Genomic DNA, 25699 nt, shown 5'->3' on the forward strand with positions numbered 1-25699 from the left:
ATGGCGGCAGCAGATACCGCCATCGGGATTCCTTACACTGCGAGCTTGCCGTCGAGATAGAGCTGCAGCGTCTCCCGCGTGCCCTTTTCCCACAGCGTTTTGAGAGCATGGGCAAAACGCTTGCGGAAAAGTTCGGATTTCGCCACTTCGCCGAAAATATCGTCGAAGACGAGGAAGGCCGACGGGTCGTCCTTGGCTTTCAGCGCTGCCGCATGCAGGCGCTCTGCACTGGCGTCGTTGAAGACGATATCCTTGCCGCTGTCGGTCTTGCCGGCGAAATAGCGGCACCAGAGTGCTGAAACCAGCGCCAGGCCGATGACGTCACTGCCCTGACGCAGATTGTCGAGCGTCGACGGCAGGATGAATTTCGGCTGGCGGTTGGAGCCATCCTGCGCCAGCCGCGGAATGGTATCGGCAATCTTCGGATTGAGCAGGCGATGTTCGATCAAGGCGAAATAATCCGTCAGCGACGTGTTCGGCACCGGCGGCACGATCGGGATGATCTCGTCTTTCTCGAGCTTGGCAAGGAAGGCGCGGATCAGCGGATCTTCCATGGAATCATGAACGAAATGAATGTCCATCAGCGCCGCCGGATAGGCGATCGCGGCATGCCCGCCGTTGAGGATGCGGATTTTCATGTGCTCGTAGGGCGTGACATCGGCAACGAAAGTGACGCCGACCTTTTCCAGCGCCGGCCGGCCGGCCGTGAACTTATCCTCGAGCACCCATTGCTTGAATTCCTCGCAATAGACCGGCCAACTGTCCTCGATCTCGAAATTGTCCCGGAGGAAATCGACCTCGCGCTGGCTGGTCGCCGGCGTGATGCGGTCGACCATGCCGTTCGGGAAGGCGACGTTCGCCAGGATCCAATCGGCAAAGGCTGGGTCCGAAAGTGCGGCCGTGCCAACGACGGCATTGGCGGTGACGACGCCATTATGGGGAATGTTGTCACAGGACATGACGGTGAAGGGACCGATGCCCTTGTCTCTGCGCGCCTTCAGGCCGGCGACGATCAGGCCGAACACCGTCTTCGGCGCGTTGGGATTTTGTCCGTCGGCGGTGATCGCCGGATGGGTCGGATTGAACGTGCCCGATGCATCGATGAAGTAGCCGCCTTCGGTGATCGTCATCGAGACGATGCGGATCTCGGGATCGGCAAGCTTGGCGATGATGGCAGCGGCATCGCCGACCGGCAGGATATCGATCATCGGTGCCGTGACGCGCGCCGCCGTCTTGTTGTTGTCCTGTTCGACCACCGTCGTCAGGAAATCCTGCGCCGCCAGTTTTTCGCGCATGGCGGCATCCGACGGCAGCACACCGGCTCCGACGATCGCCCAGTCGTGATCCATGCCGGCGTTGAAGAGATCGTCGAGATAGATCGCCTGGTGGGCACGGTGGAAATTGCCGACGCCGAAGTGCACGATGCCGGCTTTCAGCGATGCCCTGTCATATCCAGGAATGGCAGCAGTGCGCGCCACATCCGAAAGTGTTGCCAGCGATAATTTGCACGTCATGTTTCAGTCCTCTTGAAGGTCTTGCCGAGACGGCCGGGCGCCATCGTCCGGCTCGCATGCCTGCCCCCACCCGCGGTCCGCTTCAAATGGCAAGACCGCCCTCGTTGAATTTGTGAATACGCGAACGGTCCGGCGTCAGGAAAACCGTGTCTCCCGCTTTGGCCGGGAAGTCGCCGCTACCGCGCGCCGTCACCATGCCGATGCTATCGGCATCGATATGCAGGAAGGTGTCGGAACCAAGATGTTCGGCGACCACGACCCTGCCCTTCCAATCGCCGCTCTCCATCGACAACAGCACATGTTCGGGCCGGACGCCGATGGTATGAGCGTTGAGGGCGGCGGCGTGCTGGCCGGTGATGAAGTTCATCTTGGGTGATCCGATGAAGCCGGCGACGAAGAGGTTGCGGGGGCGGCTGTAGAGTTCGAGCGGCGAGCCGACCTGCTCGATATTGCCCCTGTTCAGGACGACGATCTTGTCGGCCATGGTCATCGCCTCGACCTGGTCGTGGGTGACATAGACCATCGTCGTCTTCAACTGCTGATGCAACTCGCTGATTTCGAGGCGCATATTGACGCGCAGTGCCGCATCGAGGTTCGACAGCGGTTCATCGAAGAGGAAGGCCGAAGGCTGGCGCACAATGGCGCGGCCGATCGCCACGCGCTGGCGCTGGCCGCCGGAAAGCTGGCGCGGCTTGCGCTCGAGATAGTCGGTGAGGTTGAGCACCCGGGCCGCATCCGTCACCTTGCGGTCGATCTCCGCCTTGTTGATGCCGGCCATCTTCAGCGGGAAGGCGATGTTGTTGCGCACGCTCATATGCGGATAAAGCGCATAGGACTGGAACACCATGGCAAGGCCGCGCTCAGACGGCGCCTTTTCGGTGGCGTCCCGGCCGTCGATGACGATCTTGCCGCCCGAGACGTCTTCGAGCCCGGCGATCAGCCTGAGCAGCGTGGACTTGCCGCAGCCCGACGGGCCGACGAAGACGACGAACTCGCCGTCCTTGATGTCGAGATCGATCGACGGGATGACCTTGGCTTCGCCGAAGACCTTGGAAACCTTCTGAAGGGTAATGCTGCCCATGTTTCTCTCCCTTTTATGTTATTTCACAGCGCCGAAGGTCAGGCCGCGGACGAGTTGTTTCTGGCTGAACCAGCCAAGGATCAGGATCGGCGCGATCGCCATCGTCGATGCCGCCGACAGCTTGGCGTAGAACAGGCCCTCGGGGCTGGAATAGGAGGCGATGAAGGCCGTCAGCGGCGCCGCCTTCGAGGCGGTGAGGTTGAGCGTCCAGAACGCCTCGTTCCAGGCAAGGATGATGTTCAAAAGCAGCGTCGAGGCAATGCCGGGCACGGCCATCGGCGTCAGCACGTAGACGATTTCCTTCATCAGCGACGCTCCGTCCATGCGGGCCGCTTCGAGGATCTCGCCGGGGATTTCCTTGAAGTAGGTATAGAGCATCCAGACGATGATCGGCAGGTTGATCAGCGTCAGCACGACCACCAGGCCGGTGCGCGTGTCGAGCAGACCCGAATTGCGGAACATCAGATAGATCGGGATCAGTGCGCCCACAGGTGGCATCATCTTGGTCGACAGCATCCACATCAGCACGTCCTTGGTCCGCTTGGTCGGCGAAAACGCCATCGCCCAGGCGGCCGGAATGGCAATGATCAGGCCGATCAGCGTCGAGCCGAAGGAGATGATCACCGAGTTCATGAAGTGGCTGAGATAGTTCGACCGGCTCTGCACCTCGGCATAGTTTTCCGTCGTCCAGTGGAAGAACAGGAACTGCGGCGGCGAGGCAATGGCGTCGGCTTCCGACTTGAAGCTGGTCAGGAACGTCCACAGGATCGGGAAGAAGATCAGGATACCGAGCGTCCAGGCGATCGCGGTGACGATCAGCTTGCGCTTCGTTGTGACTTTTCTGGCCATCTCAAGCCTCCAGATTCTTGCCGACAAGGCGCACGAGGAAGATTGCGACGATATTGGCGAGGATAACAGCCACGATACCGCCGGCCGATGCCCCGCCGATATCGAACTGCAGCAGCGCCTGGGCATAGACGAGGTAGGTGAGGTTCGTGCTGTCGGTGCCCGGTCCGCCGTTGGTGGTGACGAGGATTTCGGCAAAGACCGAAAGCAGGAAGATCGTCTGGATCAGGATCACCACGGTGATGGCACGGGCCATGTGAGGCAGGATGATGTAGATGAACTTCGAGATCGGACCGGCGCCATCCATTTCGGAGGCTTCCTTCTGCTCCTCGTCGAGCGACTGCAACGCGGTCAACATGATGAGGGTGGCAAAGGGCAGCCACTGCCAGGCGACGATCAGAATGACGGAAAACAGCGGCGCATTCGCTAGCCAATCGATCGGCTGCAAGCCGATCGCCTTGGCAAGATGGGCAAACAACCCGTTGACCGGGTTCATGAACATGTTCTTCCAGACGAGTGCGGCCACCGTCGGCATGACGAAGAACGGCGCGATCACCAGGATACGCACGATGCCCTGGCCGTACATCGGCTGATCGAGCAGCAGCGCAAAGGCGATACCACCGATGACGGTGATCAATAGAACGCCGGCCACGAGCAGCAGCGTATTGACCAGCGCGGCGATGAAGGCCGGATCAGATAGGAAATATTCGTAGTTCAGAAAGCCGACGAAGCTCTCCATGCCGGGGCTGAGCAGATTGTAGTTCAGCATCGAGAAATAGATCGTCATCGCAAGCGGGACGATCATCCATGCAAAAAGCAGCAGCACGGAGGGCGCAATCATCAGACGCGCGGAGGAGCGGGTGTGTAAGGTTGCCATGGCAATCACCGATCTGGACTGAAGCGGGGAGCGGCCGCAAGGCAGCTATGTCTGAAAAAAGAAGCCGCCGATGCAGTTCGGGCAATCGGCGGCCCAGAGAGGCGGAATGTCAAGTATCCGCCTCTTGCTCGGGAGGTTTTATTTTATGTAACCGGCCTTGGTCATTTCGCGGGTTGCCAGCTGCTGTGCGCTCTTCAGCGCCTGGTCGACCGAAAGCTGGCCGGCAAGGGCTGCCGAGAACTGCTGACCTACTGCCGTGCCGATGCCCTGGAATTCCGGGATCGCCACGAACTGGACGCCGACATAGGGGACCGGCTTGACGGTCGGCTTGGTCGGGTCGGCCGACTCGATCGAGTCGAGCGTCATCTTGGCGAAGGGAGCCGCCTTCTGGTAGTCCGCATTCGCGTAGAGAGATTTGCGAGTGCCCGGAGGTGCGTTCAGCCAACCTTCCTTCTCGGCGACGAGGTTGCTGTATTCCTTGCTCGTGGCCCAGGCGACGAACTTCTCGGCAGCTTCGGCCTTCTGCGAACCTGCCGGGATGGCAAGGCTCCAGGCCCAGAGCCAGTTGCCGCGCTTGCCGAGGCCCTTGTCCGGGGCGAGCGCGAAGCCGACCTTGTCGGCGACCTGCGACTGCTTCGGATCGGCGACGAAGGAAGCGGCAACCGTTGCGTCGATCCACATGCCGCACTTGCCGGTCTGGAACAGCGCCAGGTTCTCGTTGAAGCCGTTGGAGGAGGCGCCCGGAGGGCCTGCATCCTTCATCAGCTTGACGTAGAAGTCGAGCGTGTCCTTCCACTCCGGCTGATCGAACTGCGGCTTCCACTTCTCGTCAAACCAGCGTGCGCCGAAGGAATTGGACATGGCCGTCAGGAAGGCCATGTTCTCGCCCCAGCCGGCCTTGCCGCGCAGGCAGATGCCGTAGACTTCCTTGTCCTTGTTGGTGATCTTGCGGGCAGCGTCGGCAATGAAGTCCCAGGTCGGCGCGTCCGGCATCTTCAGGCCGGCGGCGTCGAACAGGTCCTTGCGGTACATGACCATCGAGCTTTCGCCGTAGAACGGCGCCGCATAGAGCTTGCCGTCCACGGTCAGGCCGCTGCGGATCGCCGGCAGCAGGTCGTCGACGTCGTAGTTGGCGCCGAGATTGTCGAGCGGCACCAGCCAGCCCTGTTTTGCCCAGATCGGCACTTCATAAGTGCCGATCGTCAAGACGTCGTACTGGCCGCCCTTCGTCGCGATGTCGGTCGTGACCTTCTGGCGCAGCACGTTTTCTTCGAGCGTGACCCATTCAAGGTCGATGCCGGGATTCTTCGCCTTGAAATCATCCGTCAGCTTCTGCATCCGGATCATGTCGCCGTTGTTAACGGTCGCGATTGTCAGCGTCTCGGCCGAAGCCATGCCGGCAAACGCCAGTGCTGAGCAGGCGCCCAGCAGAAAAGTTCTCAATGTCATAATCTTCCTCCCAGAAGATGGGGTGTGAGCATTCGCTTCGCTCATGGGCAATTACTCAACAAACGATAAAGAATGTCAATCGGCAATCGTTGCTGCAACGCCGAAGGCAGTAATCATTCCGTTGATTTAATTGGAATATTTTTTGCTCAGCTCTTGAGCAAAAACTCGGCCGTCTCTTCGTCAGTGATCAGAGCATTGATTTGATGACCGACAACGGCGGCCCTGATCGCCTTGAACTTGCGCTTGCCCTTGGCCAGCCCAATGACCATCGATGCATCGCGGGACGGGATCGGGGCAGACGCGACGCGCTCGTTGATCGGGTTGTCGATCAACTTGCCGTCGACATCGAAGATCCAGCCGCAGATCTCGCCGACGGCACCCCCGCGCATCAGCTCCATCATCTCGTCCTTCTCGAGAAAACCGTCGACGCAGAGCGGCCCATCGATGCCGAGCTCGCCGATGCCGACGAAGGTGACATCGGCTTGCGCGCTGATATTAAGCGTCGAGCGCACCAGCTGTTGGCCATGCAGCAGCTCCCGCTCCTCCGCCGAGGTGACGAGCACCGGCAAGGGCATCGGATAGTGCCGCGCCTTCACGGCATCGGCCATGCTGAAGATGACGTTGTAATAGGCGGCCGATCCGTCCGGGGCGATATTGCCGGTCAGCGAAACGATACGGTGATTGGGACATTCGATCGCCGGAAGCTGGTCGACGGCCGCCTTCAGCGTGCGGCCGGTACCGATGGCGAGTACGATCGGCTCCGGCCGTTTCAGCCACCGCTCGATCTCGGCCGCGGCCGCCTCGGCAATACCGACCGTCGTCGACGATGACGCGGGATCGCTCGGCACCACCTCCACATGTTTCAACCCAAATTTCCGACGCAGCTGATTGCCGAGTTCCAGGCAGGCGGCGATCGGATGATCGAGCCGCACCTTGATCAGGCGCTCGGCAACCGCCAGCGACACCAGCCGCTGCGCCGATTGTCGTGAAATGCCCATCGCCGCGGCGATTTCATCCTGCGTGCGCCCGGCGACGTAATAGAGCCAGCCGGCACGCGCCGCATCGTCCAGCCGTGCGGGGGTCTCGGATCTTTTTACCATCTAATGCCTATCGCGCAAAGTGAGCCGGCGGGCCGGCGCCGAACATGATTTGAAACTGTATCGCGCCAGATCAAAACAAAATTCCGGCAAATGTCGAGCCTATTGCAAAGAGCCTCGCCAAATAACGGCCGTCACTCAAGCAAACTCCGTTTAGGCAAACCATTGCACGACGAGATAGATCGCCGCCTTCACGAGACCGTAAATCACCCCGCCGGCGACGACGAGCGACACGGCCGTCATCACGAAGCCGATGAGCGCGAAGAGACCGTCACGGCCCAATATGCCGAAGGCGAAGACCGAGATCGTGATCGCCGGCAGCATGTTGCCGAGCGGGACCGGCAGCAGCAGCACGATCGCCAGCAGCAGGCATGCCGCCCCCGCAAGATATTCCGCCGGCGGTTCGGCGAAGATCGCAAGCCTTGGTTTCAGCATGCGTTCGGCCCAGGCGAGCCAGCGGTGGATGCGGCCGACAATGGCCTCGAAATCCTCCCGGCGCATCGAACGGTTGGCAATCACCTTCGGTAGCCAGGGTTTCAGCCCAAAGGTCAGTTGCGCTGCCAGGAAAACCAATGGCGCCCCGAGCACGGCCGAGGTGCCCGGCGGCGTAGGAAAGGCGTTCGGAAGCGCGAAGATCAGCATCAACGCGCTGATCGCCCTGTCGCCCATCGTGTCGAACAGATCGCCGATCGAGATCCGTTCGCGGCTTTGATCGGCGGCCATTTGCCGCAAAATGGATGAGAGGCGGCGGCCTTTGGGACGTGGTCTTCGGATAGTACTGTTTTCTCTCGTATCGATGGTCGTGGGTCCGGCAGTTGATGAAAGTGTAGGGCCGGATTCTGGCGATGCAATATGCCAATTGAATGACTTGCGGGGACGGAAACCCGTCCCGCTTATCTGATCTCCCCACTTGTAGGAGAGATGTCCGGCAGAACAGCGGAGGTGCCACACGGCACGACCCTAAACCCGGCGACACCGCCGCCGAATGAGCGCTTGAAATTCCCCGCCAACAATGCAAGCAGACGCGGGAGAGAAACGGCAGAGTGGCAATGATCATTTCATTCGACATCGGCGGCACCGCCATCAAGGGCGGCATCGCTCGTTCCGAGACAGACATCGTTCCCCTCGGCCGCCGCCCGACGCCCAGGGATGATTTTGCCGCTTTCGTCGAGACCCTGCGCGACATCATCGCCGAAACCGGCGAACAGGCGAGCCGCATCGCCCTCTCCATCGCCGGCGTCGTCGATCCCGATACGCAGCGCCTGATCTGCGCCAACATTCCCTGCATCCACGAACGCACGCTTGGCGCCGATCTCGAAGCCGAACTCGGCCTGCCGGTGCTGATCGCCAACGATGCCGACTGTTTCGCGATGGCCGAAGCCGGTCTCGGCGCCGGCCGCGGCCACCGCATCGTCTTCGGCGCCATCCTCGGCACCGGCGTCGGCGGCGGCCTGGTTGCCGACGGGCGCCTCGTCAACGAGGCCGGCGGCTTTGCCGGCGAATGGGGTCACGGGCCGATCATTGCATCCGCGGCCGGCAACCCGCCGGTCGACATTCCCGCTTATGCCTGCGGCTGCGGCCAGAGGGGCTGCGTCGACACCGTCGGCGGCGCCCGCGGCCTCGAGCGCCTGCACAAGACGCTGCACGATCTCGACCTTGCCAGCGAGGAGATCATCGCTCAGTGGCGCCATGGAGAGGAGAAGGCGACACGGACGATCGACGTCTATGTCGATCTCGTCGCCTCGCCCTTGGCGCTGACGATCAACATCACCGGCGCGACCATCGTGCCTGTCGGCGGTGGGCTTTCCAATGCCGAGCCGCTGCTTGCCGCGCTCGACCACGCGGTGCGCGCCCGCATCCTGCGCAAGTTCGATCGTCCGCTAGTGGTGCGCAGCGAATGCCGCATCGAACCCGGTCTGATCGGCGCGGCACTGCTGGGACTGAAGGCCCAGGCGGACTGAAGCAATTCCGTGAAAAGTGCGAAGCGATCTTCCGTCCGCAGCCATTCCTTAAAGCACCGGCCACATCCGCACGATTGCTGCGAACCGATCCCAGTCCTTGCGCGCCAAAGGCGTCCAGGCAGCCTCGGCGATTGCCGGGAGACGCGGAAAAACCAGCCGGTTGAAATAGGCGCGCGAGACGAAGTTCTCGGTCCAGATGCAGGCCTGGATGCCGCGCATCTTCTCTTGCAGCGCCTCCGGCAGCTCGCCCTCGGCCTCGTAAGCATAGGTGTGTTCCGGAGGTGCGTCGCCCGCCCAGCTGGCGCCCGGCTCGGCCCAGGCCTCCGCCTGCGCCATGTCGAGATAATAGGCCTGCCCTGGTGTCATCACCACGTCGTAACCTTCCTGCGCGAGCTCAATGCCGACGGCCGGCTTTTCCCAGGCCATCAGCAGCGTGCCGTCATGATCGACGCCGCCGCCATGCGAGACTTCGTTCCAACCGGCGAGCTTCTTGCCGCGCTCCGATAGCATGGCTTTGATGCGTTTCAGGAAATAGGATTGCAGCTCGGCAGTGCCGGCAAGTTTCTCCCGCTCCATCAGCACTTTGCAGAGCGGCGAGGAAAGCCAGGCGCCATGCGCCACCTCGTCGCCGCCGATATGAAGATATTCGCCGGGAAACAGCGTCACCATCTCATCGAACACCTTGCCGAGAAATTCATAGGTGAATTCCACCGCCGGATTGAGGGCGTTGTTTGGATAACCCTGCACCGAGCGGTAACTATCAGGCGCCTCCTGCCCGTCGACGAGTTCGGGCAACGAGAACAGCGTCGCCATGCTGTGGCCCGGAATATCGATTTCCGGCACCACTTCGATATGCAGCGAGGCTGCATGCGCAACGATCCGCCGGGCATCCTGCTGCGTGTAATGGCCGGAGCGCGTTTGCGCCCCGTCGCCGAGCTGCGGCACGAGCACTTCATCCGGCCCGTGCCGGGCACCGATCTCCGTCAGCGCCGGATAGGCCTTGATCTCCAGCCGCCACGCTTCGTCGTCGGTCAGATGCCAGTGGAAGATGTTGAGCTTGTTCCAGGCGAGAATATCGATCAGCCGCACGACGTCTGCCACCGGATAGAACTGCCTGGATACATCGAGATGGCAGCCGCGCCAGTCATAACGCGGCTGGTCGGCGATTGTGCCGAAATTGGGGAATTTGAAGCGCTCACGATCGGCGCGGGCGCCGTGCAGCAGTTGCGCCAGGCTGATCAGCCCGTAATGCCGCCCGGCCGCATCTGCACTCGAAAGCACGATCTCATGCGCCGTAAAACGCAATTCGTAAGCAGAGGCGACGATCGACGATTCGGTAACGAAACGAATGGCCCGCCCGCCTTCGACGGCACTGAGGGAAAACGGCATATTGTCGGCCGGATAGAGCCGCTGGTAAAGCTCCAGAACCAGCGAAAACGCCTTGACCGCATCGGGCCGCGTCCGCTCTGTGGGATAAAGGACGACCGGCAGCTCTCCCGCCTTCAGCCCAAGCGCCAGCGGCCAAGGCAGCAGCGAATAAGGTTCCTCGGCGCGGCCCGGCGGCAGAAGCGGCGGCGCCACGCCAGCATCCCGGCCATCGAGCATGAGATCGCCGAAACCAACAGGAACGTGACGTCCGTCGCCAAGTGTCAGATAGGCCGATTTGACGCCTGATGTCATATGTTTCGGCGCCCTGGTCAGCCCCTCGACGGTGAACCGCCAGCGCCCGCCGGGCGGCACGCTCAGGTCTTCGGGCGGCAGGAATTCGTGGAAATGCGCGACCTGCCGCCTGAGGCTGCCGCCGTCGCAGACATGTTTGTCGGCAACCCGCGTCTCTGACGTATAGCCGAGCGAGAAGCCGGACAGCGGCTCGGTCGAAAGATTGAAAAGCGTGAGGCTGAGGCGCCCGAAACTGCCCTCGATCGGGCTCCAGCTTGCTTCCAGATGGTAATCGGCCATGGTCGTGCCCTGCCTCGTCGCGGAGTGGCCGGGATCGCGGTTGGCTTCCCGGCATGCTTTTGCAGCTTAGCTTTTTCGAGGCGGCAATGGAATCGTGGCCCGGGTCCGAGGCGGAGCGGACAGCGATGCGCCGTTCAAAGGCTGGCTGCCGAGCCGGGGCTAAGCAGCAGCGTGCTTTGACGGAAAGCTGGCTCTGCAAGAAAACGGCGCGGCTTTCGCCGCGCCGTCCTCACTCTGCTGCCAACGCCGGCGGATATCGGTCATCCGCCTCTTCCTGGATGGCGTCGGCATGCTGGCCTGGCTCGTCCTTTGCCTTCGGCTCCCGGCCGAAGAAGAGGGCGTAACCGGCGGGCAGAACTAGAATGGTGAGCACTGTGGCAACAAGGATGCCGCCCATCATCGCGTAGGCGAGCGGGCCCCAGAAGACGCCGCGCGAAATCGGGATCAGCGCCAGCACCGCTGTCAGCGCCGTCAGCATGATCGGCCGGAAACGCCGCACGGCAGCACCGACGATCGCCTCCTGTCGGTGCATGCCGGCCTTGATATCCTGATCGATCTGATCGACCAGGATGATCGAGTTGCGCATGATGATGCCGAGCAGGGCGATGACGCCGAGGATCGCCACGAAGCCGAAAGGCGCGCCGCTGATCAGCAATGCGGCCGCCGCACCGATGATCCCGAGCGGGCCGGTGGCGAGCACCAGCATCGCCTTGCCGAAATGCTGCAGCTGTATCATCAGCAGCACGATGATGACGGCGAGCATGATCGGCGCCTTGGCGGCAATCGACATCTGGCTCTCCGCCGCATCCTCGGCGCCGCCCTGGATCTCGACATTGTAGCCGGCCGGCAGGCTGTCGCGCAGGTCCTTCATGTCGGCATACATCTTCATCACCACGTCGTTCGGCTGCACGCCGTCCGGCAGCGTGGCGCGCACGGTGATCGTCGGCAGCCGGTCGCGCCGCCATTCGACGCCCTGCTCCATGACGGGCACGACCTTGGCGACCTGCGAGACCGGCACGAAGCCGCCGAAATCCGTCGGCACATAGACCGAGTTGACGGCCGACAGCAGCGAGCGGCTGGCATCCGGCTCGCGGGCGACGATCGAGACCGTCTCCTCGCCGTCACGGAAATCATCGAGCGACGTCCCCGACATGGCGGTCTGCAGCATCTGGCGTACGCGCTGCGAGGTGACGCCGAGTGCCCGGGCGCGGTCCTGGTCGATCACCAGCTTCATCGCCGGCACCTCTTCCAGCCAGTCGTCATGGATGGCGCCGAGCATCGGATTGGCCTGGAAGCGCGCCTTTACCTGATCGGCGATCTCCCTGACTTTCAGGCGGTCGGGTCCCATGACGCGCATCTGCACCGGCCAGCCGGTCGGCGGACCGAGGAAGAGGCGGTCGACCTTGCCGCGAATGTCGGGGAAGTCTTCCGCAAGGATCGTCCGCAGCTTGACGATCAGCCGCTCGCGTGCCGGTTCGTCATTGGCCATGACGAGCAGCTGGGCGAAGTTCGGATTGCGCAGCTGCTGGTCGAGCGGCAGGAAGAAGCGCGGCGCGCCTTCGCCGATATAGGTGGCGATGAACCGCTTGTCGGGATCATCCATCATCTTGGCTTCGAGCGCCTTTGCCTGCACCTCGACTTCCCGAATGCTGGTGCCCTCGGGTAGCCAGAGATCGACGAGAATTTCCGGCCGCGAGGATTGCGGGAAGAAATTCTGCGGAATGAACTGGAAGGCCCAGAGGCTGGTGACGAAGGTGCCGAGCGTCAGCAGCAGCACGATGACCCGGTGGCGCACCGCCCAGCCGACCGTGCCGCGCAGCCGACGGTAAAAGCCGGTGTCGAAGGCGTCGCGATGCTCGCCGGCATGATGGCGCTGCTTGAGGATCATATAGCCGAGCCACGGCGTGAAGTAGACCGCGACGAACCACGAGGTGACGAGCGCGATGCCGACGACGTAGAACAGCGAGCGCACATATTCGCCGGCCGTCGAGGCGGCGAAGCCGACGGGAATGAAGCCGGCCGTGGTGATCAGCGTGCCCGTCAGCATCGGGAAGGCGGTCGAGGAATAGGCGAAGCTTGCCGCTTCGATCTTGACGAGCCCCTCCTCCAGCTTTCGCTCCATCATCTCGACGACGATCATCGCATCGTCGACAAGCAGGCCGAGCGCGATGATCAGCGCGCCGAGCGAGATGCGCTGCAGATCGATGCCGAGTTCGTACATCAGCGCAAAGGTGGCGGCGAGCACCAGCGGAATGGCGATGGCGATGACGAGGCCCGATCGCCAGCCGATCGACACGAACGAGACGACCAGCACGATGATGAGGGCTTCGCCGAGCGCATGCATGAATTCGCTGACAGCATCCGTCACCACGTCGGGCTGGTTGGCGATCTGATCGACGGCAACGCCGTAGGGCAGCGCCTCCTCGAAGCGCTGATAGGTCGCCTCCACGCCCTTGCCGACATCGGTCACATTGAAGCCCTTGGCCATCACGACGCCGACTTGAACGCTGTCGTGGCCGTTGAAACGGTACTTGCGCTGGTAGGGATCTTCGAGCCCGGAACTGACGGTGGCGATATCGCCGAGGCGCGTCACCTGACCGCCGGCGCGAAGGCGCAGTTCGCGGATGTCGGCTGCTTTCTTCACGTCGCCTTCGACCGATATGCGCACCGACCGCAGGCCGGTATCGACCGAGCCTGCCGGATCGACATTGTTCTGGCCCTTGATGGCATTCTGCAGATCGAGGATCGTCAGGCCGCGCTCGGCGAGCGCCTTGGATGAGACGTCGACATAGATCTTCTCAGGCTGGTCGCCGATGATGACCGCTTTCTCGACGCCCGGCGTCGTCAGCAGCATGTCGCGCGCCTGGATCGCGAATTTCTTCAGTTCCGGATAGGAATAGCCGTCGCCGCTGATCGAATGCAGCGTGATGAAGGTATCGCCGAACTCGTCGTTGAAATAAGGGCCGAGCAGCCCCTGCGGCAACTCGTTGGAGATGTCGCCGACCTTCTTGCGCACCTGGTAGAAGGCATCCGCCACCTCTTGCGAATTCGTGTCGCCCTTGACCTGCAGGGTGATGATCGCACTGCCCGCCCGCGTATAGGACTTGACCCAGTCGATATGCGGCGTTTCCTGCAGCTTGCGCTCGATCTTGTTGACGACCTGATCTTCCATTTCCTGAATGGAAGCACCTGGCCAGATCGCCTGGACAACCATGACGCGGAAGGTGAATTCGGGGTCCTCGCGCTGGCCCATGCGCATCAGGCCGAGCACGCCGGTGACGATGATCAGCCCGAAGAGGAAGCGGGCGATGCTCGGATGTCCGATTGCCCAGCGCGACAGATTGAAGGGCCGCTTTTCGGTGGTGGTGGCGTCCATGGTCTTGTTCCCTATCCTATGGCGCGATCAGCGCACGGCCTGGTCCGTGGCGGCCAGGGCCGACTGCTGGTCCGGCACTTTCACCTTCAGGTTCTCGCTCATGAACTGCGTGCCGGCCGAAACGACGAGATCGCCGCTATCGAGACCCTCGGTCACATGCACGCCGTCACCGGTGAAATCGGCGACCTTGATGTCGCGGCCATGTACGGTCGCCGTGTCGCGGTCGACGGTCCAGACCATCTGCTTGCCGTCCTTTTCAGCCAGGGCGCTGAGCGGGATCGAGACATAGCTGCTGCCATTGCTGACCTCGGCCTCGATCGTCGCCGTCATGCCGAGAAGCACGCGCGGATCGTTCGGCAGGCTCACCCGGACGGCGAACGTGCGCGACTGCTGGTCGGCGCTGCCGGAAACTTCCCGCACCTTGCCGTCGAGTACCAGCCTGTCGTCGGCCCAGAAGCTTGCCTTGACTGTCTTGCCCGGCTTGAATTCGGCAATGTCGTTTTCCGGAACGGCGATCTGCACTTCCTTCTCGCCGTCGACCGCAACCGTGACGACGGCGGTGCCGGAACCGACGACCTGGCCGGTATCGGCATTAATCGCAGTGACGATGCCGTTCTGACCGGCCTTGAGCTCGGTATAGCTCACCTGGTTCTTCGCCTGGTCGAGCGCGGAAAGTGCGGCATCGCGCTGTGAGATCGCCTGGTCATGGCTGAGCGAAGCCTGTTCGACCTGCGACTTCGGGGCGACGCTCTTGTCGAAAAGCTGCTCGGCGCGTTTGTTGACGAGATCGGTGGTTTCGACGCCCCTTTCCGCCGAGGCGAGATTGGCTTCCGCCGTCCGGACCGCCAGCTGGTAGTCCGTGGCATCGACGCGGGCGAGAACGTCGCCCGGCGTCACCCGGTCGCCGATATCGACGAGGCGTTCGGTGATCTTGCCGGCGACGCGAAACCCGAGGTTCATCTCCGTGCGCGCCTTGACCGAACCCGAATAATCGAGCTTGCGCGTGTCCCCGGCCTTGGCGATCTCGACGACCTTCACCGGCCGGATGACTTCCTTGACCTCAGCCTTCTCTTCCGAGCAGGCGGAAACGCCGATGCCGATGGCGCCCACGAGCACGAGACTGGCGACGGACGGCATGCGATGGCTGAGGTTCTTGAGCGAAAACATCTTCCGCACTCCTGGATCGTTTCGGGGGTTTCGACGGCGGCCGCCGTCCATTATTTCTTCAGCGCCCTGATCACGTAGTCGATCAGTTCGTCGACGCTCGCGCGGTTCGTTTTGGCAAGACATTGCGCCACCATCTGCGGATGGCAGAGCGTGTTCGTCGCCGCGCCGAAGCAGCGCGAGGCAGCGACCGGGTCCTGCTCGGCGAACTCGCCGGATGCAATGCCTTCGGCAATGATTTCGGCGATGAGATCATGAACGCGGTCGATATGTTTTTCGATGACATGCCAGTCGCGCTCAATCGCGACGATGATCATCTCGTGCACCTTCGTCTCGTCGAGCATCACATCCAGCGTCCACTGATACTGGGTCTCGACATAGCGGCGCAGCCTTTCGCTGGCGCTGGCCGGCTGATGGCGGACGTCGTAGGCGATCTGATAGCACATGGCGAGCATGCGCCCGCAGAGCGCCTGGTGGATCTCTACCTTGGAGGCGAAGAAACGATAAATATTGGCCGGCGACATGCCGAGATCGCGGGCAATATCGGCCACCGTCGTCTTGCTGTAGCCATAGTGACGGAACAGCCGCTCGGCCGAATCGAGAATGCGCGTGACATTCTCCTGCCGCGTGATGTCGAGTGTGTTTTCCGCGAGGTCGTTCATAAGTTCCGAGGCCTGATTTTACGACTGACGATTTTCGAATTTCGTCAGTCGTAAAATATAAGACGTTATTTGTCAATATGCCGCGGCGCAGCACAAATTGTCGCGGGACGAGCACGATCCGGCGGAAGCGACAATCTAGCGGTGAGAAGGCCTGTACCGCCCGCGTCATGCCGACAGCCGACGACTTCGGGATAGGCCGACCCGCGAATGCGGGCCACAAATGGAAAGTGCCGCGGCGAGAAGCGCGCGGCACCTGGTCAATGAAATGACGTGTCAGACGATCTTGACGTCGAGTGTGATCGGAACGGAGGCGAGCGCCTTGGAAACCGGGCAGCCGGCCTTTGCCTTGTTGGCGAGTTCGGTGAAGGTCGCCTCATCGGCACCGGGAATACGGCCGGAGAGCGAAAGATGGATGGCGGTAATGGCAAAGCCGCCCTCGACGCTTTCGAGCGTTACCTTGGCAGAGGTTTCCATATGCTCGGCGGTAAAGCCGGCTTCCCCGAGGATCAACGACAGCGCCATGGTGAAGCAGCCGGCATGGGCGGCACCGATCAGTTCTTCCGGGTTGGTGCCGGCAACGCCTTCGAAGCGGCTCGCAAAGCCGTAGGGATAATCCTTCAGGGCGCCGCTCTCTGTCGAGATCAGGCCTCTTCCGTCCTTGAGGCCACCGGTCCAATGAGCCGAAGCCGTACGATTGATCTGCATGCCGTCCTCCTGTTTTCGATTGAGCTTTCAGCGCATGATGCCGAAAAGTGTACACGGTTTTCGGACGACATCATGCTCCAACTATTTCCAGGAAGCGGCAGGGCGCCGCTCCATGCCTGCGGGAGATCAGATAACCTTCCCGATGGGCAATATAATGCTCTATCGCGAGAAGACGACAGGCTTGTAAAATAGCGGGGTCGAAGCCCTTCAGGCGGAATGCTGCAGCATGCTGAGGCCGCCGTCGATCGTCAGGCATGTGGCATTGATGAACGGGCACTCGTCTGAGATCATGAACACGGCCGCCATGGCAATCTCCTCCGGCGTCGCGATGCGCCCGCCGGGATGCAGTTTCATCGTCTCGGCCTTTGCCGCCTCCGGATCGGGAAAGCCGTTCCAGTAATCGATCACCTTCTGCGTCGAGACATAACCCGGCGCCAGCGCGTTGACGCGGATATTGCGGGCGGCATATTCGAGCCCTAAGGATTTCGTCATTCCGAGCAGGGCGTGTTTTGCCAGCGGATAGGGAAATGTGTGCGGGATGATGGTGAAAGCGTGCGTCGAGGCGATGTTGAGGATGACGCCGCCACCCTGTTCGATCAGGCCGGGCAGCACCGCCCTGCAGCAATTCCATGCGCCCTTGAGATTGATGTCGAAGCAGCGGTTCCATTCCTCGTCCGTCGTCTCGAGCGGTTCGGCGAAGACATTCACCCCGGCATTGTTGACGAGCGCGTTCAGCTGTCCGATCTCTTCATTCGCCTGAGCGACCAACGTGGTGATCGTCCCGGAATCGGTGATATCGGCCGGCAGATAACCAAGCCGGCCACCACTGCGCTGGAGGTCTTTCGCTGTCTTCACCAGCAGCGCGGCGTCGCGATCGACGAGAAAGACGGCGGCATCCTCCCGCATGAACGCCTTTGCGATCGCAAGGCCGATACCCTGCGCAGCGCCGGTGACCAGGATGTTCTTGCCCTGCAGGCGGCCGCTCATCTATCCCTCCTCCGGTTGAACCGGCAGCGCCGACATCAGGATCGTCACCGTGCCGGCAAGCGCCTCTCCCGGCGCAAGCGGCGTGAGCCCACCGAAATCTGGAAGGTGGTGGCCGTTCGGCAGGTGGCTCATCGGCTCGAGGCAGAAGAAGTCGCTCCGGTTGACCGGAATATACAGCATGAAGCGATCGAGCGCACCGTCGGCTTCCAGCGCCGCCTGAATTCCGAGTTCCGGCCAGGCGATTGCCGCCCGCCCGTTCCAGCCCTCGAAGGCATTGTTCATCCATATCTGCGGCAAAAGCTTTTCGGAACTGAAATCGAAATAGTCCGGCACAGGGCCAGGCATCTCTGGCAGATGGTCCGGCCGCTCGCTCCAATAGCGATCGGCCGCAATCGTCAGTCGCGTCTTTGGCGTCCGCGCGAAGAAGGGATGTTGACCGAGCCCGAAAGGAAGAGCCGCTTCGCCGCGGTTTTCCACGGAAAGCCTCAGCACCAGAGCATCGCCGGTGAGACGGATCTCCTGCCGGGCAAGATAGGCATAGGGTGAAACCCCGTCGGCACTCCGGGAAAAGGAGAACTGCGCATGCTCGGCGCTGGCATCTTCAAGCTGCCAGAAGCTGAGCCAGCCGTCGCCGTGGAGATAGAGCGGATCGGAAGCATTCGGTTGGAAGGCATAGTCGCGGCCGGCAAAGGACATGGCATTGCCCTCCACGCGATTGCCGAAAGGCACCATTGCGAAATTCGCCATCGCTCCGTCCGGCCCGCCGGCCGCCACGACAAAGGGCATGCCTCGATAGGTCGCGGCGGTGACGGCGGCACCCCGACGGCTGACCCGGACGGCGAGATCGCCGTGCCTCATTTCGATGTCATCGCCGGCTTGTCCCTGGTTCATCCGCGCCGTCCCGCAGCCGAAGACCTCAAATTGTCGAGGAGCACTGCGATCAGCAGGATCAGCCCGCGGACCACATACTGATAAAACGCCTGGATATTCAGGAGGTTCATGACGTTTTCGGCAATGCCCATGATCAGCACGCCGACGATGACGCCGCTCATCGCTGCCCGGCCGCCGGCCAGCGAAACGCCGCCGAGAACGCAGGCCGAAATCACCGAAAGCTCAAGCCCTGTCGCCGCATTCGGCTGGCCGGAGGTGATGCGCGAGGCAAGCAGGATGCCGGCAATGCCGCAGACGAGCCCCTGCAGCGCAAAGATCCAGACCCGCATATTGACGACGTTGACGCCGGCAAGCCGCGAGGCCTCGGGATTGCCGCCGATCGCCAGGGTGTTCTTGCCGAAGACGGTGCGGTTGAGCACGAAACCGAAGAGGATGAAAAGGATCAGCATGATCCAGATCGGCGTCGGCACGGTCAGAAATCGCGACAGGGCAAGCTGGTAGAAGGCCGGATCGTTGATGCCGACGGCGCGGCCATCGGACGCGATCAGCGCCAGCCCGCGGACGATCTGCATGGTCGCAAGTGTGGTGATTAGCGCATTGATGCGAAAGCGCGCAATGACGATGCCGTTGACGAAGCCGACGACGGCGCCGCATAGCAGGGCGGCGAGCAGCCCTACCGGAATGGAGCCCGTCGCATTCGAGACCATCACCGCGATCATGCCGGAGAAGGCGACGATCGATCCGACCGAGAGGTCGAAATCGCGCGACGCCAGGCAGAACATCATCGTGCAGGCAACGATGCCGATCGTGACGACCGACTGCAGCAGCCCCAGCATGTTTCGCTCGGTCAGGAAGTTCGGAACGAAAAGCGAGACGATCACGAAGGCAGCAGCGAAGATCACCACCAGCCCCTGTTCGCCGAGAAGGATTTTTTTCAACGAATTCATCGTCCGTATTTTCCCGGTCCTAAAGGGTGCCTGCGGCATTCTTGTCGGGCAGTGCTGCCGTCAGGATGCTGCGCTCGTCGAAATCCGGACGGGCAACATTGGCCGCCACCCTGCCCTGGCACATCACCATGATGCGATCGGAAATGCCCATGACTTCGGGCAACTCGCTGGATATGACCACGATCGCCATGCCGCCGGCTGCAAGCTCGTAGAGGATTTCGTAGATTTCCGATTTCGCTCCGATATCGATGCCGCGCGTCGGCTCGTCGATGACCAGGACCTTGATCCCCTGCTCGGACAGCCAGCGGCCGAGGATGACCTTCTGCTGGTTGCCGCCCGAGAGATTGATGATGTCCTGCTTGCGCGACGGCGTGCGCACCCGAAGCTTGGCGATGAACCGGTCCGCCAGCGCCGCCTCTTGTCTCGGGCTCAGAATGCCGAAAGGCGAAAAATGCCGGCGTGATGAGATCGCGATATTCTCTTCGATCGATCGGCCCTGGACTATGCCGTCGAACTTGCGGTCCTCAGGGCAAAGCACCATGCCGGCATTGATCGCCGCTTTCGGATTGTTCGGCGAAACGGCAACGCCGTCGATCGTCACCTGGCCCTGATGCCTGGCATCGGCGCCGTAAAGCAGCCGCGCCATCTCGCTGCGGCCAGCGCCGATCAGGCCGAAGAAACCGAGGATCTCGCCTTGGCGGACGGAAAAGCTGATCGGATGGCGCAGCCTCGGCCCCGACAGGCCCTTGACCTCCAGCCGTATGCCGCCGAGCGGACGTTCGCGCCACCCCCAGACATTGCTGATCTCGCGTCCGACCATTTCCGAGATGATCTGTTCGCGTGTCGTCTCGGCGAGTTTGGGATGGTGGGCGGCAAGCTTGCCGTCGCGCAGCACCGTCAGGCTGTCGGAAAGACGGAAGATTTCGTCGAGGCGATGCGAGACATAGAGAATGACCGTTCCCTTCGCCTTCAGTGTATCGATGAGTGAAAACAGGATTTCGCTTTCACGCGATGAAAGCGATGAGGTCGGCTCGTCGAGCGCAATCACCCGTGCATCGAGCATGACGGCCTTGGCGATCTCGACCATCTGCCGGGCTCCGATCGAAAGCGAGGCGACCTTGGCCGACGGATCGATATCGATGCCGATCTCTTCAAGCTTCGACCGCACCGTCTCGATCAGCGCCTTCGAATGGATGACGCCGCCCTTGGCCGGAAAGCGTCCGAGCCAGAGATTTTCGGCGACCGTCAACTCTGGAACGAGTTGCAGCTCCTGATGGATGACGATGACGCCGGCATGGAAGGCGTCACGAACGGATCCATATTTCTGCTCCTCGCCGTCGATGAGAATGTTGCCGGCATCGGCGGCCTGATCGCCTGAGAGCACGCGGATCAGCGTCGATTTACCGGCACCGTTCTCGCCCATCAAGCCGTGGACGGCGCCCTTCTCGACAGTGAAGGAAACATTCGCCAGCGCCTGCACGCCGGGATAACCCTTGGAGATATTGCTGAATTCGAGGAAAGCCATCATCGCTCCGCCGAGAAAGACCCGGCGGCACGCTGAGCGGCCGCCGGACGATATCCATCTGGAAGGACGATCACTCGATGCCAAGATCCTTGCGGACTTTTTCGTAATCGCCGCGCAGCGCTAGGGAACCCGAGGTCAGCGTCAACTTAGCCGGCTCCTTGTCGTTGGCGATCCAGTCGTACATGTTGAGCGCCGTCTCATAGCCGTGACGCTTCGGCGAGATGATGACGGTGCCGAAGAAGCCGGTCGCTGCCGGCTTTTTGAATTCGTTGATCGCCGATTCCGCACCGCCGATTCCGACGCCGATGACGTTGGCGGCCGGAATGCCGACCGATTCCGAAGCGCGGACGGCGCCGAGGACGGCTTCGTCGTTGAGACCGAAGGCAACCCAGTATTTCACGTCGGCATGCTTGTTGAGAACGGTGGTCGCCGCGTTGAGCGCCGCTTCCGTATCCGTCTTCGCCTGCGGCGCGTCATAGATGTTTTCGGCCGGGAAGCCGGCGGACTTCAGCATCGAGATCGCACCTTCGACGCGGTCGACGGCCGTCGGCAGCTGGTCATAGGAGATTCGCACGGCGCCGACATTCTTCATGTCCCAGCCGCGCTTCTTGATTTCGTCGACGATCGCCTGGCCGACGGTCTCGCCGATCTTGGTGGCTGAAATGCCCATATGCGGCACCTCTTCCAGCGGCTTGCCGTCGGCGCTGACGAGGCGGTCGTCGACCGTCATCAGCTTCAGCTGGTTGGCTTCGGCCTTGGCGACGATGCCAGGGCCGAGCTTGACGTCGGGCGTGCAGATGATGAAGCCCTGCGCACCCTGGGCGCCGAGATTATCGATCGCCGACTGGACCTTCTCGCCGTCTTCGGCGCCGATCTTGACGACGGTGAAACCCTTTTCCTTGGCGGCCTGGTCGGCGAATTTCCATTCGTCCTGGAACCACGGCTCCTCGGGCTGCTTGACGATGAACCCTATCTTGACGTCCGCGGAAAATGCCGAGCCAGCCGCCAGAATGGCGAAAGTGCCAGCCAGAATCGCTGCTTTGAACAAGCGCATGTCTCTCTCCCTAAACTCTCAAAAACCGAGCAGCTGCCTCCCAGGCAACGTCCAATGAATTATGATAAATCATCATACCAGTCAATTGCCAATGTATGATGATTGGAATAATAGGATTATTGATGAGGCGGCCGGGAGGAAGCGTCGCAAAGCGGATCGAATTCGGATAATCAGGTTCGGTTGCCTAGCACGCGAGACAGAGCGGAGAGGTGAATTGGAAACAATAGAGCGACAGGGCGGGGCCGAAAGCCGCCGCATCGAGCGCCGCCCGCGCGTACGCCGCAACGTCACGGCGGCGATCGCTCAGGATATCTGTGCGGACCGCTATCCCGCGGGCTCGCCGCTGCCCCGCGAGAACGATCTCTGTGAGCTCTACGGCGTCAGCCGCACCGTCATTCGCGAATCGCTAAAAGTGCTGGAATCCAAAGGTCTCGTCCGCGGTAAACCACGCATCGGAACCACCGTTTGCGACAAGGACGACTGGAATATTCTCGACGCCGACGTGCTGGAATGGATGGGTCCCTATATCAAGGATTTCGACCTGCTCGGCTGCATCCTCGAAGCCCGCCGCACCATCGAGCCGGCAGCCGCCGAATATGCCGCCGAGCGCGCCAGCGCCCAGGAGATCGCCGATCTCGACAATGCCTGGCGGCAGATGCGCGACAGCGCTCGCGACCCGGAAAGCTTTACCGATGCCGACGTCATGTTCCACACGGTGCTGCTCACCGCCAGCCACAATCAGGTCTTCCGCCGCCTGTCGAGCGCCATTCACGCGGCGCTGAAATATGCGCTGCATGCCTCCAATATCGGTGTCGAGAATCGCGAGGATGCGGTGCTCGTTCACGGTCAGCTGGTTGAGGCCTTGCGCATGCGCGACAAGGCGGGCGCCCGCGAATGCGCCAACCGCATGCTCGATCTTGCGGTGCGCGATCTTGCCGCCGCCGAGAAAGCGATCGGCAGAACGAAATGACCGATCACGGCAAATCTGCGGACGCGCCGCCGATCGCAAACCTGGGAAGAGACTGAAAGAACAGCGATGAAGATCACCAAACTCACCACCTACATCGTTCCTCCGCGCTGGCTGTTTTTGAAGGTCGAGACCGACGAAGGCATCGTCGGCTGGGGCGAACCGGTCGTCGAAGGCCGCGCACTCACGGTTCAGGCCGCCGTCCATGAGCTGGAAGACTACCTGATCGGCAAGGATCCTTTCCTGATCGAGGACCACTGGACCGTGATGTATCGCGGCGGCTTCTATCGCGGCGGCGCCGTCCACATGAGTGCAATCTCGGGCATCGACCAGGCGCTGTGGGACATCAAGGGCAAGGCGCTCGGCCAGCCGATCCATTCCCTGCTCGGCGGCCAGCTCCGTGATCGCATCAAGGTCTATTCCTGGATCGGCGGCGACCGTCCCTCGGATGTCGCCAACAATGCCGAGGAAGTGGTTGCCCGCGGTTTCAAGGCGATCAAGCTCAACGGCTGCGAGGAAATGCAGATCGTCGACACCAACGAGAAGGTGGAGAAAGCAGTCGAGACGATCGCCGCCATCCGTGAGGCAATCGGCCCGCATATCGGCATCGGCGTCGATTTCCACGGCCGCGTCCACAAGCCGATGGCGAAGGTTCTCGCCAAGGAGCTCGATCCCTACAAGCTGATGTTCATCGAAGAGCCGGTGCTTTCCGAAAACAAGGAAGCGCTGCGCGATATCGTCAATCATACCTCGACGCCGATCGCACTCGGCGAGCGGCTCTTTTCGCGCTGGGACTTCAAGCAGGTTCTGTCCGACGGCTATGTCGACATCATCCAGCCGGATCTCTCCCATGCCGGCGGCATCACCGAATGCCGTAAGATCGCGGCGATGGCCGAGGCCTATGACGTGGCGCTGGCGCCGCATTGCCCGCTGGGCCCGATCGCGCTCGCCGCCTGCCTGCAGGTCGATGCCGTCAGCTACAATGCCTTCATCCAGGAACAGAGTCTCGGCATCCACTACAACAAGGGCAACGACATCCTCGAGTACATCTCCAACAAGGAGGTGTTCCACTATGCCGATGGTTTCGTCTCGATCCCGCAGGGTCCGGGTCTCGGCATCGACGTCGACGAAGCCTATGTCATCGAGCGCGCGAGGGAAGGTCACCGTTGGCGCAACCCGATCTGGCGGCACGCCGACGGCAGCTTCGCCGAGTGGTGAGAGCGCATAAGCCCGAAAATCGGAACCGATTTTCGGAAAGGATTTTGCGCAATTCAAAGTGACAGGGTCACGCAAGCGGCCCTTTTTCATTGCTCGTGTCGGATATCGCGTGTCTCGTCCGTCATAGTGGAAGCTCAAAGAGGAGATTTCAAAATGGCCAGAGCAATCGCAATCATCGTCGCCCGCATCATCTTCAGCTTCGTCTTCTTCATGGCGGCCGGCTTCAAGTTCGCCGACATCGGCGCGACGGCAGGCTATATTACCGCAGCCGGCTTTCCGATGGCGACATTCCTTGCCTGGGTCGCCGCCTTCTTCGAGATCGCGCTGGCGCTCGCTTTCATATCAGGCGCCTTCTTCACCGAGGCCAGCCTGCTCGCAGGCATCTATGTGATCTTCCTGGCTTTCGCTTTCCACGGTCCGTCCCATTGGCAGCAGAACCAGGCCGAGTTCGGCTTCTTCATCGATCACTTTACCTTCCTCGCCGGCCTGCTCTTTGCCGCCGTCCATGGACCGGAAAAATGGGCCTTGAAGCAAACGCTTCTCAGATAACCGGGACGACCTGCTCTCTTCCGGAACCAAGAGCCGTGCCGAACATTGGCCTAGCGGCAAAACGGCAAGGAGAACCCGCCCATGGAGCTGAAGGGAAAGATCGCATTGGTGACAGGCGCCGGTTCCGGCATCGGCAAAGCGGCCGCATTGCGGCTCGCCGCCGAGGGGGCAAGGATCGCAGCATTGAGCCGCACCGCTGACGAGGTCGAAAAAACTTGCGCCGAAATCGAGGCCGGCGGCGGCGAGTCGATCGCATTGACGGCAGATACCAGCGACGAAGCTCAAATGCGGGACGCCGTCGCGCAACTGACCGACACCTTCGGCGGCCTCGACATCGTTGTCGCCAATGCTGGGATCAACGGCGTCTGGGCGCCGATCGACGATCTGAAGCCGGAAGAATGGGACAAGACCATCGCCGTCAATCTGCGCGGCACCTACCTGACCCTGCATCTGACGGTTCCGCATCTGAAGCGGCACGGCGGTTCGATCATCGTCGTCTCCTCGATCAACGGCACCCGAACCTTCACCACGCCGGGCGCCACCGCCTACACCGCAACCAAGGCAGGCCAGGTCGCCATGGCCCAGCAGCTCGCCCTCGAACTCGGCCGGCACGGCATTCGCGTCAATGCCGTCTGCCCGGGCGAGATCGATACCAATATCGGCGCCAATACCGACAGCCGCCACCGCGAGGAGACGGAGGTTCCGGTCATCTGGCCTGAGGGCGATATTCCGATCGCCGGCGGCAAGGCAGGCAAGAGCGAGGATGTTGCCGAAGCCATCCTCTTTCTCGCATCCGAACGCGCCCGACATATCACCGGTACGCCGATCTGGATCGACGGTGGCCAGGGCTTGTTGCGATAGCCCTTGCAG

22 protein-coding genes are annotated in these 25699 nt (G+C 61.7%); 5 read left to right on the plus strand and 17 right to left on the minus strand.

The annotated features are described in order from the left end of the window. Nucleotides 1–32: 32 nt before the first annotated feature. The 7 genes from ACIPSK_RS28390 to ACIPSK_RS28420 all read right to left on the minus strand — a co-directional run bounded on the left by ACIPSK_RS28390 (nucleotide 33) and on the right by ACIPSK_RS28420 (nucleotide 7596). A complete protein-coding gene (locus ACIPSK_RS28390) occupies nucleotides 33–1514 on the minus strand; it encodes a mannitol dehydrogenase family protein (protein WP_162119116.1) in 1482 nt (493 codons plus the stop codon). Nucleotides 1515–1596: 82 nt separating this feature from the next. Beyond that, a complete protein-coding gene (locus ACIPSK_RS28395; RefSeq protein WP_017967986.1) occupies nucleotides 1597–2595 on the minus strand; it encodes an ABC transporter ATP-binding protein in 999 nt (332 codons plus the stop codon). An 18-nt stretch (nucleotides 2596–2613) separates the two neighbouring features. Further along, nucleotides 2614–3444, minus strand: a complete 831-nt coding sequence (locus ACIPSK_RS28400) for a carbohydrate ABC transporter permease (protein WP_017967987.1) — start codon at nucleotides 3442–3444, stop codon at nucleotides 2614–2616. A 1-nt stretch (nucleotide 3445) separates the two neighbouring features. After that, nucleotides 3446–4318 (minus strand): carbohydrate ABC transporter permease, encoded by an 873-nt coding sequence (locus ACIPSK_RS28405; protein WP_017967988.1) that lies wholly within the window; start codon nucleotides 4316–4318, stop codon nucleotides 3446–3448. A 138-nt stretch (nucleotides 4319–4456) separates the two neighbouring features. Continuing rightward, nucleotides 4457–5767 carry an ABC transporter substrate-binding protein gene (locus tag ACIPSK_RS28410; RefSeq protein WP_017967989.1) on the minus strand — a complete coding sequence of 437 codons (1311 nt, stop codon included), beginning with the start codon at nucleotides 5765–5767 and terminating at the stop codon, nucleotides 4457–4459. Nucleotides 5768–5913: 146 nt separating this feature from the next. Beyond that, nucleotides 5914–6867: a sugar-binding transcriptional regulator gene (locus ACIPSK_RS28415; protein WP_162119117.1), complete on the minus strand. Its 954-nt coding sequence runs from the start codon at nucleotides 6865–6867 to the stop codon at nucleotides 5914–5916. 150 nt (nucleotides 6868–7017) lie between these two features. Further along, entirely contained in the window at nucleotides 7018–7596 is a 579-nt protein-coding gene (locus ACIPSK_RS28420; RefSeq protein ID WP_026154554.1) for an exopolysaccharide biosynthesis protein, read from the minus strand. Nucleotides 7597–7913: 317 nt separating this feature from the next. Here ACIPSK_RS28420 and ACIPSK_RS28425 point away from each other — a divergent pair, with 317 nt between their 5' ends. After that, nucleotides 7914–8825, plus strand: coding sequence for an ROK family protein (locus ACIPSK_RS28425; RefSeq protein ID WP_017967992.1), 912 nt, complete (start codon nucleotides 7914–7916; stop codon nucleotides 8823–8825). A gap of 48 nt (nucleotides 8826–8873) precedes the next feature. On the opposite strand, the gene ACIPSK_RS28430 is transcribed toward ACIPSK_RS28425, so the two are convergent. The 10 genes from ACIPSK_RS28430 to ACIPSK_RS28475 all read right to left on the minus strand — a co-directional run bounded on the left by ACIPSK_RS28430 (nucleotide 8874) and on the right by ACIPSK_RS28475 (nucleotide 22095). Next, nucleotides 8874–10784, minus strand: a complete 1911-nt coding sequence (locus ACIPSK_RS28430; RefSeq protein WP_170257600.1) for a beta-N-acetylhexosaminidase — start codon at nucleotides 10782–10784, stop codon at nucleotides 8874–8876. Between the two features lie 229 nt (nucleotides 10785–11013). Then, entirely contained in the window at nucleotides 11014–14160 is a 3147-nt protein-coding gene (locus tag ACIPSK_RS28435) for an efflux RND transporter permease subunit (RefSeq protein ID WP_162119119.1), read from the minus strand. A gap of 27 nt (nucleotides 14161–14187) precedes the next feature. After that, nucleotides 14188–15327 carry an efflux RND transporter periplasmic adaptor subunit gene (locus ACIPSK_RS28440; RefSeq protein WP_162119120.1) on the minus strand — a complete coding sequence of 380 codons (1140 nt, stop codon included), beginning with the start codon at nucleotides 15325–15327 and terminating at the stop codon, nucleotides 14188–14190. A 50-nt stretch (nucleotides 15328–15377) separates the two neighbouring features. Further along, nucleotides 15378–15986, minus strand: coding sequence for a TetR family transcriptional regulator (locus ACIPSK_RS28445; RefSeq protein WP_162119121.1), 609 nt, complete (start codon nucleotides 15984–15986; stop codon nucleotides 15378–15380). 273 nt (nucleotides 15987–16259) lie between these two features. Continuing rightward, on the minus strand, nucleotides 16260–16691 hold the full coding sequence (locus tag ACIPSK_RS28450) for an OsmC family protein (RefSeq protein WP_162119122.1): 432 nt from the start codon (nucleotides 16689–16691) through the stop codon (nucleotides 16260–16262). Between the two features lie 207 nt (nucleotides 16692–16898). Beyond that, on the minus strand, nucleotides 16899–17678 hold the full coding sequence (locus ACIPSK_RS28455) for an SDR family oxidoreductase (RefSeq protein ID WP_162119123.1): 780 nt from the start codon (nucleotides 17676–17678) through the stop codon (nucleotides 16899–16901). Next, entirely contained in the window at nucleotides 17679–18569 is an 891-nt protein-coding gene (locus ACIPSK_RS28460) for an aldose 1-epimerase (protein WP_162119124.1), read from the minus strand. Continuing rightward, on the minus strand, nucleotides 18566–19516 hold the full coding sequence (gene araH / locus ACIPSK_RS28465; RefSeq protein WP_011653625.1) for an L-arabinose ABC transporter permease AraH: 951 nt from the start codon (nucleotides 19514–19516) through the stop codon (nucleotides 18566–18568). The genes ACIPSK_RS28460 and araH overlap by 4 nt, the downstream gene beginning before the upstream one ends. 19 nt (nucleotides 19517–19535) lie before the next feature. Continuing rightward, complete coding sequence (gene araG, locus ACIPSK_RS28470) at nucleotides 19536–21041, minus strand: L-arabinose ABC transporter ATP-binding protein AraG (RefSeq protein ID WP_162119125.1); 1506 nt, start codon at nucleotides 21039–21041, stop codon at nucleotides 19536–19538. A gap of 70 nt (nucleotides 21042–21111) precedes the next feature. After that, nucleotides 21112–22095 carry an arabinose ABC transporter substrate-binding protein gene (locus ACIPSK_RS28475; protein ID WP_162119126.1) on the minus strand — a complete coding sequence of 328 codons (984 nt, stop codon included), beginning with the start codon at nucleotides 22093–22095 and terminating at the stop codon, nucleotides 21112–21114. A gap of 214 nt (nucleotides 22096–22309) precedes the next feature. On the opposite strand from ACIPSK_RS28475, the gene ACIPSK_RS28480 reads away from it, so the two are divergent. From ACIPSK_RS28480 to ACIPSK_RS28495, 4 genes are all read left to right on the plus strand, one after another. Continuing rightward, nucleotides 22310–23065 (plus strand): FadR/GntR family transcriptional regulator, encoded by a 756-nt coding sequence (locus tag ACIPSK_RS28480; RefSeq protein WP_017995255.1) that lies wholly within the window; start codon nucleotides 22310–22312, stop codon nucleotides 23063–23065. A gap of 66 nt (nucleotides 23066–23131) precedes the next feature. After that, nucleotides 23132–24280 (plus strand): galactonate dehydratase, encoded by a 1149-nt coding sequence (gene dgoD, locus ACIPSK_RS28485; protein ID WP_162119127.1) that lies wholly within the window; start codon nucleotides 23132–23134, stop codon nucleotides 24278–24280. A 153-nt stretch (nucleotides 24281–24433) separates the two neighbouring features. After that, entirely contained in the window at nucleotides 24434–24829 is a 396-nt protein-coding gene (locus ACIPSK_RS28490) for a DoxX family protein (protein WP_130745196.1), read from the plus strand. 81 nt (nucleotides 24830–24910) lie between these two features. Continuing rightward, a complete protein-coding gene (locus ACIPSK_RS28495; RefSeq protein ID WP_162119128.1) occupies nucleotides 24911–25690 on the plus strand; it encodes an SDR family oxidoreductase in 780 nt (259 codons plus the stop codon). Nucleotides 25691–25699: the final 9 nt, after the last annotated feature.

The organism is Rhizobium sp. LARHSG275, from assembly GCF_052871115.1.